This is a genomic window from Burkholderia sp. HMSC10F09 (assembly GCF_001806955.1).
Taxonomy (GTDB): Bacteria; Pseudomonadota; Gammaproteobacteria; order Burkholderiales; family Burkholderiaceae; genus Burkholderia; species Burkholderia multivorans.
The window spans coordinates 1-11,582 of record NZ_KV786922.1 but is presented as its reverse complement, the minus strand read 5'-3'; the positions used below and the strand labels follow the sequence as shown (position 1 = coordinate 11,582).

Annotated in this window: 10 protein-coding genes, 3 pseudogenes and 1 riboswitch; of the genes and pseudogenes, 6 read left to right on the top strand and 7 right to left on the bottom strand. The window is 70.9% G+C overall.

The features are described 5' to 3' along the window. Window positions 1–553: ABC transporter ATP-binding protein (locus HMPREF3115_RS32915; RefSeq protein WP_256276443.1), on the bottom strand; the 553-nt coding region annotated here is incomplete at its 3' end. Between the two features lie 49 nt (window positions 554–602). Beyond that, the gene (locus HMPREF3115_RS26860) at window positions 603–1,760 is read right to left on the bottom strand and encodes an ABC transporter substrate-binding protein (RefSeq protein ID WP_059940970.1); all 1,158 of its coding nucleotides are present in this window, start codon (window positions 1,758–1,760) and stop codon (window positions 603–605) included. Window positions 1,761–2,149: 389 nt separating this feature from the next. Here HMPREF3115_RS26860 and HMPREF3115_RS26855 point away from each other — a divergent pair, with 389 nt between their 5' ends. Continuing rightward, on the top strand, window positions 2,150–2,854 hold the full coding sequence (locus HMPREF3115_RS26855) for a glutathione S-transferase N-terminal domain-containing protein (RefSeq protein WP_006404804.1): 705 nt from the start codon (window positions 2,150–2,152) through the stop codon (window positions 2,852–2,854). Between the two features lie 103 nt (window positions 2,855–2,957). Here the strand turns inward: HMPREF3115_RS26855 and HMPREF3115_RS26850 are convergent. Then, window positions 2,958–3,161: pseudogene (locus HMPREF3115_RS26850) on the bottom strand (MarR family transcriptional regulator); the annotation flags it as partial. On the opposite strand from HMPREF3115_RS26850, the pseudogene HMPREF3115_RS26845 reads away from it, so the two are divergent. Further along, window positions 3,157–3,396, top strand: a pseudogene (locus HMPREF3115_RS26845) (MFS transporter); the annotation flags it as partial. The pseudogenes HMPREF3115_RS26850 and HMPREF3115_RS26845 overlap by 5 nt on opposite strands. A 31-nt stretch (window positions 3,397–3,427) precedes the next feature. Here HMPREF3115_RS26845 and cobM read toward each other — a convergent pair. Genes cobM through HMPREF3115_RS26825 form a run of 4 tightly spaced genes read right to left on the bottom strand, consistent with a single transcriptional unit; the run spans window position 3,428 to window position 7,251 of the window. Further along, window positions 3,428–4,156, bottom strand: coding sequence for a precorrin-4 C(11)-methyltransferase (gene cobM / locus HMPREF3115_RS26840; RefSeq protein WP_006404807.1), 729 nt, complete (start codon window positions 4,154–4,156; stop codon window positions 3,428–3,430). 40 nt (window positions 4,157–4,196) lie between these two features. Then, window positions 4,197–4,928, bottom strand: a complete 732-nt coding sequence (locus tag HMPREF3115_RS26835) for a cobalt-precorrin-6A reductase (protein WP_070556833.1) — start codon at window positions 4,926–4,928, stop codon at window positions 4,197–4,199. Continuing rightward, on the bottom strand, window positions 4,925–6,013 hold the full coding sequence (locus HMPREF3115_RS26830; RefSeq protein ID WP_070556881.1) for a cobalt-precorrin-5B (C(1))-methyltransferase: 1,089 nt from the start codon (window positions 6,011–6,013) through the stop codon (window positions 4,925–4,927). Before HMPREF3115_RS26830 ends, HMPREF3115_RS26835 begins: the two co-directional genes overlap by 4 nt. Further along, a complete protein-coding gene (locus HMPREF3115_RS26825; RefSeq protein ID WP_053297241.1) occupies window positions 6,013–7,251 on the bottom strand; it encodes a bifunctional cobalt-precorrin-7 (C(5))-methyltransferase/cobalt-precorrin-6B (C(15))-methyltransferase in 1,239 nt (412 codons plus the stop codon). Before HMPREF3115_RS26825 ends, HMPREF3115_RS26830 begins: the two co-directional genes overlap by 1 nt. A 297-nt stretch (window positions 7,252–7,548) precedes the next feature. Beyond that, window positions 7,549–7,738, top strand: a riboswitch (cobalamin riboswitch). A 67-nt stretch (window positions 7,739–7,805) separates the two neighbouring features. Here HMPREF3115_RS26825 and cobG point away from each other — a divergent pair. From cobG to HMPREF3115_RS26805, 4 genes and pseudogenes are all read left to right on the top strand, one after another. Further along, window positions 7,806–9,224, top strand: coding sequence for a precorrin-3B synthase (gene cobG / locus HMPREF3115_RS26820; protein WP_276513057.1), 1,419 nt, complete (start codon window positions 7,806–7,808; stop codon window positions 9,222–9,224). Further along, window positions 9,217–9,843 carry a precorrin-8X methylmutase gene (locus HMPREF3115_RS26815; protein ID WP_006400067.1) on the top strand — a complete coding sequence of 209 codons (627 nt, stop codon included), beginning with the start codon at window positions 9,217–9,219 and terminating at the stop codon, window positions 9,841–9,843. The genes cobG and HMPREF3115_RS26815 overlap by 8 nt, the downstream gene beginning before the upstream one ends. Further along, complete coding sequence (locus HMPREF3115_RS26810) at window positions 9,840–10,574, top strand: precorrin-2 C(20)-methyltransferase (protein ID WP_006404813.1); 735 nt, start codon at window positions 9,840–9,842, stop codon at window positions 10,572–10,574. The genes HMPREF3115_RS26815 and HMPREF3115_RS26810 overlap by 4 nt, the downstream gene beginning before the upstream one ends. After that, window positions 10,571–11,582, top strand: a pseudogene (locus HMPREF3115_RS26805) (cobalt-precorrin 5A hydrolase); the annotation flags it as partial. The gene HMPREF3115_RS26810 and the pseudogene HMPREF3115_RS26805, both read left to right, overlap by 4 nt.

Here is an 11,582-nt window from a genome sequence, read left to right as displayed (position 1 = left end):
TCTCCGCGCGCATCTCGATGCGCAGCTTCGTATCGAGGTTCGACAGCGGCTCGTCCATCAGCACGAGCGGCGGCTCGATCACGATCGCGCGCGCGATCGCGACGCGCTGCTGCTGGCCGCCCGACAGCTGGCCCGGCAGCTTGCCTTCGTGGCCGACGAGCTGCACGAGTTCGAGCGCCTGCTGCGCGCGACTGCGCGCTTCGTGCTTCGGCACGCCGCGCATCTTCAGCCCGAAGCCGACATTGTCGAGCACGGTCATGTGCGGAAACAGCGCGTAGTTCTGGAACACCATCCCGAACCCGCGACGCTCGGGCGGCAGCACGTCGATGCGCGTGTCGTCGAGCCAGATGCCGCCGCGCGTGAGCGGCTGCAGCCCGGCAATGCAGTTCAGCGCGGTCGACTTGCCGCAGCCCGACGGGCCGAGCAGCGCAATGAACTCGCCGCGCCGGATGTCGAGGTCGAGCCCGTTCAGCGCGGCCACCTGCGCGCCTTCCGCGTTGGTGAAGCTGCGACAGACGCCATCGAGCCGCAACCGTTCGAAACTGTGCTTCATGCCCCACACTCCGATGACGCGGGCGCACCGGCGCCCGCGGGTTCGACCGTCACTTCGACTTCTGCGAGCCGATCTCGCGGTCCCACTTCTGGAACGCGGCGACCATCGCCTGCGCACTGAGCGGCTGCACGTGCGGACGCTCGGCCAGCAGCTTCGCGTATTCGGGGCGGCCGAACTTGCGGATCACGTCTTGGCTGTGCGCGGGCGCCATCTCGAGCGTGACGCCCTTCACGGCCGGGCCCGGATAGAAGTAGCCGTCGTCGTACGTCATCGCCTGCTGAGCCGGTTCGAGCAGGAAGGTCATCAGCTTGAACAGCACGTCGAGCTTGTCCTTCGGCACGCCCTTCGGAATCACCATATAGTGCGCGTCGTTCACCCACGTCATGTTGTCGAACGCCTGGATCCGGAAGTCGGCCGGCACGATGCCGAGCGCGCGCGGGTTGATGTCCCAGCCGGTGACGGTCACCGTCATGTCGCGCGTACCTTCGCCGAGCTCCTTCATCACGGCCGACGTGCCGCCCGGGTAGTACGGAATGCAGTCGTTGAGCTGCTTGAGGAAGGCCCAGGTCTTGTCCCAGCCGTTGATCGGGTCCTGCGGATTCTTGTCGCCGAGCACGTACGGCAGCCCCATCAGGAACGTGCGGCCCGGCCCCGAGTTCGCAGGCCGCGCGTAGATCAGCTTGTTCGGATGCGCCTTGCACCAGGCGAGCAGCTGCTCGGGCGTCTTCGGCGGCTCGCCGACCTTCGCCGGGTTGTATTCGAGCAGCGGGCCGGCCGGCATGTAGGTGACCTCGAGCCCGAAACCCTGCGCGAGATCCTGCATCTTGCGCGGGCCCGGCGCGTATTTGTCGAGCACGCCGGGAAGCGCGGCCGCATGGTCGGGCAGCAGCTTGAGCCAGAGGTTCTGCTCGATGCCGGCCGCGAGCGCGTCGGTGCCGGTCAGCACGAGGTCGATGTCCGCCCGCCCGGCCGCCTGCATCGCCTTGATCTTGCCCGGCAGCTGCGGCGCCGGCGCGTTCGTGAACGTGACGTTCGAGACGAGATTCGGATTCTTTTCCTTGAACGCCTCGATGGCCTTCTGCGTGAGCTGCAGGTTGCCCGCGACGTCGACGACATTCAGCGACACGGGCGCGGCGACGGCCGCCGCAGCCGACAACGTGAAACCCAGCGCGACGGCGATCCGGCGAACGATCCTGGTTGTGTTCATGTCTCCTCTCTGCGGTCAGTGGATGGGACCTTTCTTTCGCGAAATCATGACGGCGTTATACGATGTCGGTCAACAAAAAACCGTGACAACCGGGACGGGAATTTCCCTAACAAAAAGCTTGAATGAAACGGCGTCCGGCCGAGGAATCGGCTCGGTGCGTCCCGCGTGTTAAGACGTCATATAACGTCGCGCCGCGTTCGTCTGACGGTTCGCGGTGCCGCGCCGGACCGCGCATGCGCCGCGCGGTGTCCTGCACCCGTTTCCCGAATCGGCTACAGTGGGCCTTTTCGGCGCGCCCGCTCGCGCTGCCGCCACGATCGCACCGCCCTCGCGGCGCACGTTGCGGCGGCGCCCGGGCGCGGATTCTTCAACTCGACGAACGTATCCCCATGTCCGATCTGTCCGCCTTTCCGATCACGCAGAAGTGGCCGGCCCAGCATCCCGACCGTCTCCAGCTCTACTCGCTGCCGACGCCGAACGGCGTCAAGGTGTCGATCATGCTCGAGGAAACGGGACTGCCGTACGAGCCGCATCTCGTGCGCTTCGACACCAACGACCAGTTCTCGCCGGCGTTCCTGTCGCTGAACCCGAACAACAAGATTCCCGCGATCCTCGACCCGAACGGTCCGGAGGGCAAGCCGCTGCCGCTGTTCGAATCGGGCGCGATCCTGATCTATCTCGCCGACAAGACCGGCCAGCTGATTCCGAAGGATCCGGCCGGCCGCTACGAGACGATCCAGTGGGTGATGTTCCAGATGGGCGGGATCGGGCCGATGTTCGGCCAGCTCGGCTTCTTCCACAAGTTCGCGGGTCGCGAGTACGAGGACAAGCGTCCGCGCGACCGCTACGTCGCCGAGTCGAAGCGCCTGCTCGGCGTGCTCGATGCGCATCTGTCGAACCGGCAGTGGATGATGGGCGATACCTATACGATCGCCGACATCGCGATCTTCCCGTGGGTGCGCAACCTCGTCGGCTTCTACGAAGCGGGCGATCTGGTCGGCTTCGGCGAGTTCCGCCACGTCGCGCGCGCGCTCGAGGCGTTCGTCGCGCGGCCGGCCGTCGTGCGTGGGCTGAACATCCCGGCGCGCGACTGAGTCGCGCCCGCACCCGGTGCGGGCCGCCTGCTTCGATCGACGCCCGCTGCATCGCGCAGCGGGCGTCTCTCTTTGTGTCGACGCTTGCGCGACGCGCGCGTCGCTAGTCGCCATCGTTGCCATCGTTGCCGTCGACCGTGCGCTCCAGCCCGGCCAGCAGCTTGTCGAGCAGCCGCGCGAGCTGCGCCTGCTCTGCGGCCGACAACGCGGCCAGCATCGCGCGCTGGTCGTCGACGTGCGCGACCACCGCTTCGTCGATCAGCGCACGAGCGCACGAGCGCGCGACCAGCGTGCCACGCCCGTCGGCCATCGTCACGGTCGACCATGCGGCGACGCCGGCCGATGCGACATCGCTGACGGGCTTCGTGCAGGGCGTCGGCTATCTGATCGCGGGACTGTTTCCGTTCGCGGCGGGCATCGTGCGCCAGCATCTCGCGGATTTGACGCCTGCGTGGGTCGCGACGGCTTGTCTGTGCGTCGTGCTGCTCGTGCTCGCGGCCGGCTTCGCGCCGGGCATGACGCAGCGCGTCGTGCGGGCGTAAGCGCTGCGATCAGGCGCCGGCCCGCGCCCGATTACCCCGCACTGGCATACAACGTCGAATCCGCAAACCCCTGCGCGTCGAGCACGCGTCCGACCAGGATCAGCGCGGTGCGTTCGATCGACGTGTGCCGCACCTTGGCGACGATATCGGCCAGCGTGCCGACGACGCGTTCCTCATCGGGCCAGCTCGCGCGATACACGACCGCGACCGGGCAGTCGGGCCCGTAATGCGGCAGCACTTCGTCGACGATTTTTGCGAGATGACGCACGCCGAGATGGATCGCGAGCGTCGCGCGATGCGCGGCGAGCGAACCGAGCGTCTCGCCTTCGGGCATCGTCGTCTTGCCGGCGAAGCGCGTGAGGATCACCGTCTGCGCGACGCCCGGCAGCGTCAGCTCGACGCCGAGCGTCGCGGCGCATGCGGCCGTGGCCGTCACGCCCGGCACGATCTCGTACGGAATCCCGAGCGCCTTCAGCCGGCGGATCTGCTCGCCGATCGCGCCGTAGAGCGACGGATCGCCCGAATGCACGCGCGCGACGTCCTGCCCTTTCGCATGTGCGTCGGCGAGCAGCGCGACAATCGCGTCGAGATCGAGCTCGGCGGTATTGACGACCTGCTCCGCGCGATGGCCGTCGAGCACGGCCGCCGGCACGAGCGAGCCCGCATACAGAATCACCGGGCACGTGCGTACGAGGCGCTGGCCCTTCACCGTGATCAGCTCCGGGTCGCCGGGACCCGCGCCGATGAAATACACCGTCATCGAAAAAACTCCGTCAGTGGATGGGGCGATGCGCCGCGTCTCACGCGCGCGCGGCGGGATCGAGTGCAGCGAGCAGCGCGGCGGCCGACTCGAACGTGCGATCGGCATCGGGCAGTGTCGGTCGGCGCAGCATCACGACCGGCAGCCTGCGCTCGCGCGCGACCTCGAGCTTCGCTTCGGTCGCGCTGCCGCCGCTGTTCTTGCTGACGACGACATCGATCCCCGCGAGCGCGAACAGCGCGCGTTCGCCGTCGAGCGTGAACGGCCCGCGCGCGGCGACCACCTGTGCGCGCGCGTTGCCCGGATGCGGATCGAGGCAGCGCACGAGCCAGAACTGGTGCGGCGGGATCGCGTCGAGATGCGCGAGCGGTTCGCGACCGAGCGTGAACAGCGGCCGGCGGAACGGCGCGATCGCGGCCTCGATGCCGGCCCAGTCGTCGACCATGCGCCAGTCGTCGCCGGGTTGCGGCGTCCACGGTGCGCGGCGCAGTGCCCACAGCGGCACGCCGGCGTCGCGCGCGGCGGCAGCAGCGTTCGCGCTGATCCGCGCGGCATACGGATGCGTCGCATCGATCACGAGACCGATCCGCTCGGCGCGCAGATAGACGGCGAGCGCCGCCGCACCGCCGAAGCCGCCGACGCGTACCGCGCAGCGCAGATCGTCCGGCACCTTGCCGAGCCCCGCGAGGCTGTAGACGTGCTGCGGGCCGAGTGCGCGCGCGATCGTCAGCGCGTCGCCGGTGCCGCCGAGCAGCAGGATGCGCGCGCTCATCGTGCGCTCCCGACGAAACGGCCTTGCCGGTCGATCGCGAACATCTCGACGGCGACCGACGCGGGCACGATGTCGCGCGCGACGCGCAGCGCATGCGCGCAGACGACATCGCCGAGCGGCACGCCGTCCGCGCCCGCGAGCGCCAGCGCTTCGACGCTCGTATTGGCCGCGCGGATCGCGGCCTGCAACGCGTCGCTCGCGCCTGCATCGCGCGCCCACTGCGCGAGCAGCGGCAAGTCGATGCTCGAATGGCGGCTATGCAGATCGAGATGGCCGGCCGCGAGCTTGCTCAGCTTGCCGAAGCCCCCGCACATCGAGAGCCGTGCAACGGGCGCGCGCCGCAGATGCTTGAGCACCGCTCCGGCGAAATCGCCCATCTCGATCAGCGCGATGTCGGGCAGCCCGTAGTGCGCGCGCATGGCGTCCTCGCTCGCGTTGCCGGTGCACGCGGCGATATGCGCGACGCCGTTGGCGCGCGCGACGTCGATACCCTGATGGATCGACGCGATGTACGCGGAACAAGAGAACGGCCGCACGATGCCGGTCGTGCCGAGAATCGACAACCCGCCGACGATGCCGAGACGCGGATTCATCGTCTTCAGCGCGAGCGCCTCGCCGCCTTCGACGCCGATCGTCACGTCGAAGCCGCCCGTATAGCCCTGTTCGGCCGCGAGCGCGTCGAGATGCGTCGTCATCATCCGGCGCGGCACCGGATTGATCGCCGGTTCACCGATCGGCAACGCGAGGCCCGCGCGCGTGACCGTGCCGACGCCCGGCCCCGCATGAAAACGCACGCCGCGTGCGCCGCCGAGCGCGACGCGCGCGAAGATCAGCGCGCCGTGCGTGACGTCGGGATCGTCGCCGGCGTCCTTGATCGTGCCGGCTTCCGCGCCGTCGGCCGTCGCGCGGCAGAATTCGAGGCACATCACCACGCGCTGCCCTTTCGGCAAGACGATTTCGACCGCGTCGTCCGCGCGGCCCGCAAGCAGCAGGCGCGCCGCCGCGAGCGACGTCGCGGTCGCGCAACTGCCGGTCGTATAGCCGAAGCGCAGCGGCGCGGACCGTTCGGGCGTCTCGTCGCGCATCAGCGGCACTCCGCGGCGCACGGCGCGGCGGCCGTGTCGGGCTTGCGCACGTCGTACAGCGTGACGGGCAGCGCCTGCCGCCAGGTGTCGAAGCGGCCGAGCGGTTCCGCATGCGCGATCGACACGCGCGTGAGCGTGCCGCCGTGCGCGTCGCGCCATCCGGCGAGCGCGACGTCGCCCTGCAGCGTGACCGCGTTCGCGACGAGCCGGCCGCCCGGCTTCAGCGCGGCCCAGCATGCGTCCAGCACGCCGGGCGTCGTCGCGCCGCCGCCGATGAAGATCGCGTCGGGCGCGGCCAGTCCGGCCAGCGCGTCGGGCGCGCGGCCGGCGACGAGCTGCAGGCCCGGCACGCCGAGCGCGTCCCGGTTGTGTTCGATGAAGCGCTGCCGCTCCGCATGCGACTCGATCGCGATCGCCTGACACGACGGATGCGCGCGCATCCATTCGATGCCGATCGAGCCGCTGCCCGCACCGACATCCCACAGCAGTTCGCCGGGCGCCGGCGCGAGGCGCGCCAGCGTCAGCGCGCGCATGTCGCGCTTCGTCAGCTGGCCGTCGTGGCGATACGCGTCGTCGGGCAGCCCGGGCGTCAGTGCGCGGCGCGGTGCGTCGGGGCCGGCTTCGCAGTCGAGCGCGACGAGATTGAGTGCGGCCGTCTCTTCGACGTTCCAGTCTTGCGCGAGACCGTCGATGCGCCGCTCGAGCGGCCCGCCGAGGTGTTCGAACACGCTGATGCGCGTCGGGCCGAAGCCGCGTGCGACGAGCTCGGCCGCGACGGCGGCCGGTGTGCGGCCGTCCGCGCTCAGCACGAACAGGCGTCGACCCGGCAGCAGATGGCGCGCGAGCGTCGCGAGCGGACGGCCGACCAGCGACACGGCGCCGACGTCCTGCAGCGGCCAGCCGAGTCGCGCGGCCGCGAGCGACAGCGACGACGGCGCCGGCAGCACGCGCCATTCGTCGGCGCTGAGCCGGCGCGCCAGCGTCGCACCGACGCCGAACAGCATCGGGTCGCCGCTCGCGAGCACGCAGACCGGCGAGCCGCGCCGCGCGAGCACGCCAGACAGGTCGAACGGCGACGGCCACGCTTCGCGTGCGGCCGGCAGTCGCGAGGGCAGCATGTCGAGATGCCGCTTCGCGCCGACGACGAGCGTCGCGTCGAGCAGCGCGCGGCGTGCGGCGCGGCCGAGCCCCGCGAAGCCGTCGTCGCCGATGCCCACCACCGTCAGCCATGCCGTCATGCACCCTTCCCCATCGTTCGTCCTGTTGCCGCCGCGTACCGGTCTGCATCGCCAAAAACGGGATAGTACCGTGTTCGACTCCGCGTTTCATCGGCATGCCGGACGGCGCTTCGCGCATGCCGGCGATTCGGCGCGCGGCCGATTCGGCCGATGAAGATTGAGCCGATGAAATATCCGCGACGAGCGCACGGCGTTCGCCGTCCGGCGACGGAAGAACGGCTTCGGCACGGCGGCGCTGCCGTCCACGTGCCGCCGCACGGTTTTCGGGTCGCGGCCCGCCCGCGAAATCGGGTATCCTACGCGCGTTCGTTCGCCGGTGCCCTTCGGGGCCGAAGAGGGAACACAGGGCGCATCGCGCCGCTGTGGCTGCCCCCGCAACTGTAGACAGCGAGCCGATCTCCCCCTCATGCCACTGGTTTCACCGGGAAGGCCGGGAGCAGGCGCCGACCTGTCAGCCAGGAGACCTGCCGGCCTGAAAGTGCGTGCGTGCCAGCCGGCGTCGGGCGGGGTGTACCGATGCGTTGGCCGCGGCGCGACACTGTCCCGGTGCCCCGTTGAGTCCCGCCTTCTCCGTTCCGTTTACCGCGTCGCCTGTCGCGCGCCCGTCGGCGTGTCCGGGGCTCGTGCGCATCGTGGCGGCCGCCGACGGCGGACTGTGCCGGATCAAGCTGCCGGGCGGCCGGCTCGACGCGAGCCAGGCACGCGCGATCGCCGCCGCCGCGCGCAGGTACGGTTCCGGCGCGATCGACGCGACCAATCGCGCGAACCTTCAGTTACGCGGGATTCGCGACGGCGCGGCCGACGCGCTCGTGCACGCCTTGCTCGATGCGCGGCTCGGCCCGCACGCGGCCGAGCCGCGCGGGCTCGACGAGGCAGCCGCGCTGGCCGCGAGCGACGATGCACGCAACCTGATGCTGAGCCCGCTCGCCGGTCACGATCGCGCGGCGCTCGTCGACAGCCGCGCGTTCGCCGCGCCGCTGCTCGATCTGCTCGCGACGGACCCGCGCCGCGGCGAGCTGTCGCCGAAATTCTCGATCCAGTTCGATGGCGGCGAATCGGTCGCCGCGCTCGATCATCCGCACGACATCTGGCTCGCCGCGTGGCGCCGCGACGACGGCGCGACGCGCATCGCGGCCGGCCTCGCCGGCTGTCCGCCGACTTCGCGCGACGACGCCCCCGCGGCAGTCGACGTGGCGCCCGAGCATACGGTCGCACTCGTTCGCGCGCTGCTGCATGCGTTTCTCGATCTTGCACCGGCCGACGTCACGCGGATGCGTACGCTGCTCGCCGCGTGCGGCGAACCTGCGCTGCTGACGCGCGCGCAGCACGACCTGCCCTTCGCGCTGACTGCCGATCCCGCGCTGGCCCGCTGGCGGCGTGCGCCGTCCGATCCCGCGTGGCGCTTCGGTGCGCGCGCGTCGGTCGACGCGTCGCGCTGCAGCGTCGGCGCGCAGTTCGCGCTCGGACGGCTCGACGCCGCGCAACTGGACCGGCTCGCGGCACTGGCCGATGCATACGGCGACGGCACGCTGACGATGACGCCGTGGCAAGGCGTGTTCGTGCACGGCGTCGCGCACGCGCAGGCGCCGGCCGTGCTCGAGGCGCTGGCGGCGCTCGGTCTCGTCTGCGCGCCGTCCGATCCGCGCGCGACGCTCGTCGCGTGCGCGGGCAGCACGGGCTGCGCGAAAGCGCGCGCCGACACGAAACGCGACGCGCTCGCACTCGCCGCGCATGTCGGCCGGCCGGTCGACGTGCATCTGAGCGGCTGCGAGCGGCATTGCGCACTGCCGCGCACGGCTGCGCATACGCTCGTCGCGGTCGCGCCGGCGCGCTACGACCTGTATCGGCGCGATGTCGCGGCGGCCTCGCCGGGCATCGCGCTCGCCCACCATCTGACGATCGACCGCGCCGCGGCGCTGATTGCGCGCACGCGGCACGGCCACGACTCCAGCCAGGACACCACCGATGATTGACTATCTACGCGACGGGCAAGAGATCTACCGCCAGTCGTTCGCGACGATTCGCGCCGAAGCCGACTTGTCACGGATTCCGCCCGACCTCGAGAAGCTCGCGGTACGCGTGATCCACGCGTGCGGGATGGTCGACGTCGTCTACGATCTGCGGTTTTCCGAGGGCGCCGGCGCAGCCGGCCGTGCGGCGCTCGCGGCCGGCGCGCCGATCCTCTGCGATGCGCGGATGGTCGCCGAAGGGATCACGCGCGCGCGGCTGCCCGCCGGCAATCGCGTGCTCTGCACGCTGAACGCGCCGGAGGTGCCCGACCTCGCGCGCCAGCTCGGCAACACGCGCTCGGCGGCCGCGCTCGAACTGTGGCGCCCGCACCTGGCCGGCAGCATCGTCGCGATCGGCAACGCGCCGACCGCACTGTTTCATCTGCTCGACATGATCGACGCCGGCGCGCCGCGCCCCGCGCTGATTCTCGGCTTTCCGGTCGGTTTCATCGGCGCGGCCGAGTCGAAGGCGCTGCTCGCCGACGATAGTCGCGGCGTGCCGTACGTCGCACTGCTCGGCCGGCGCGGCGGCAGCGCGATGGCGGCCGCCGCAGTGAACGCACTCGCGTCGGAGGCCGAATGACGGCCGCGCGCGGACGCCTGTTCGGGATCGGCGTCGGCCCCGGCGACCCCGAGCTGATGACGCTGAAGGCGCTGCGTCTGCTGCAGGCCGCGCCGGTGGTCGCGTATTTCGTCGCGAAAGGCAAGAAGGGCAACGCGTACGGCATCGTCGAAGCGCACCTGCGCGACACGCAGCTGCAGCTGCCGCTCGTCTATCCCGTGACGACGGAGGTGCTGCCGCCGCCGCTCTGCTACGAAACCGTGATCGCCGACTTCTACGACACCGCTGCCCACATCGTCGCATCGCATCTCGACGCGGGCCGCGACGTCGCGGTGATCTGCGAGGGCGATCCGTTCTTCTACGGGTCGTACATGTATCTGCACGATCGCCTCGCGCCGCGCTACGACACCGAGGTCGTGCCGGGCGTGTGCGCGATGCTCGGCGGCACGGCCGTGCTCGGTCAGCCGCTCGTGTATCGCAACCAGAGCCTGTCGGTGCTATCCGGCGTGCTGCCCGAGCACGAGCTGCGCACGCGACTCGCTCAGGCGGACGCGGCCGTCGTGATGAAGCTCGGCCGCAATTTCGCCAAGGTGCGCCGCGTGCTCGACGAGCTCGGGCTCGCGCAGCGCGCGCGCTATGTGGAGCGCGCGACGATGGCGAGCCAGCGCATCGTGCCGCTCGACGAAGTCGATCCGATGGCGTCGCCGTATTTCTCGCTGCTCGTCGTGCCGGGGGAAAAATGGCAAGGATGACCACGCCGCCGGCGATCGTGGTGCTCGGCGCCGGTGCGCTCGACACCGCACGACGCATCCAGGCGCGCTATCCGGACGCGCAGGTGCACGGGCTCGCGTCACGCGTCGACGCGGACGTGCGCTTCGACGAACTCGGCGCGCATCTGCGCGAACTGTATGCACGCGGGCTGCCGATCGTCGCGCTGTGCGCGGCCGGCATCGTGATCCGCTGCATCGCGCCCGCGCTCGCGGACAAAGGCGTCGAGCCGCCCGTGCTCGCGGTGGCCGAGGACGGCTCGGCCGTCGTGCCGCTGCTCGGCGGGCTGACGGGCGTCAACGCGATCGCGCGCGAGATCGCCGCGCAACTCGGGATCGCGCCGGCGATCACGACGAGCGGTGAACTGCGCTTCGGCGCGTGCGTGCTGAATCCGCCCGACGGCTATGTGCTCGCCGATCTCGCGCAGGGCAAGCGCTTCGTGTCGGATTTGCTCGCCGGTGCGTCGACGCGCATCGAGGGCACGGCACCGTGGCTCGACGACGTCGCGCTGCCGCGCGACGCGGCGGCCGCCCATGCGATCCGCGTGACGCCCGACGCGGTGCGCGCCGCACGCGACGAGCTGGTGATTCATCCGCGCAGCGTCGTGGTCGGCGTCGGCGCGCACACAGGGCACGGCGTGCACGCGAGCCGCGCGGCCGAACCGCTCGCCGTGCGGATCGACGCGCTGCTCGACGCATGCGGGCTCGCGCGGCGTGCGCTCGCGGCGATCGTCGCGCCTGCGTCGGTCATCGGCGATCCGGCGCTCGATGCCGCCGCCGAAGCGCTCGACGTACCACTGCGTTTCGTCGATGCGGACGACGGTGTCGACGCCGGCATCGACGCCGCGGCCCTGCTCGCGCGCGCACTTCGCGTGCCGCACGCCTTGTGCGGCAACGCGGACGGCCTCGCGTGCACGGTCGCGACGCAGCCTGTCGATGCGGCGACGCTCGGCCGCGCACGCGGCCGCCTGACCGTGCTCGGGCTCGGGCCCG

Coding starts and splice junctions, on each gene's coding strand:
- HMPREF3115_RS26860 (WP_059940970.1), bottom strand. CDS start 1,760: ATGAACACAACCAGGATCGTTCGCCGGATCGCCGTCGCGCTGGGTTTC.
- HMPREF3115_RS26855 (WP_006404804.1), top strand. CDS start 2,150: ATGTCCGATCTGTCCGCCTTTCCGATCACGCAGAAGTGGCCGGCCCAG.
- cobM (WP_006404807.1), bottom strand. CDS start 4,156: ATGACGGTGTATTTCATCGGCGCGGGTCCCGGCGACCCGGAGCTGATC.
- HMPREF3115_RS26835 (WP_070556833.1), bottom strand. CDS start 4,928: ATGAGCGCGCGCATCCTGCTGCTCGGCGGCACCGGCGACGCGCTGACG.
- HMPREF3115_RS26830 (WP_070556881.1), bottom strand. CDS start 6,013: ATGCGCGACGAGACGCCCGAACGGTCCGCGCCGCTGCGCTTCGGCTAT.
- HMPREF3115_RS26825 (WP_053297241.1), bottom strand. CDS start 7,251: ATGACGGCATGGCTGACGGTGGTGGGCATCGGCGACGACGGCTTCGCG.
- HMPREF3115_RS26815 (WP_006400067.1), top strand. CDS start 9,217: ATGATTGACTATCTACGCGACGGGCAAGAGATCTACCGCCAGTCGTTC.
- HMPREF3115_RS26810 (WP_006404813.1), top strand. CDS start 9,840: ATGACGGCCGCGCGCGGACGCCTGTTCGGGATCGGCGTCGGCCCCGGC.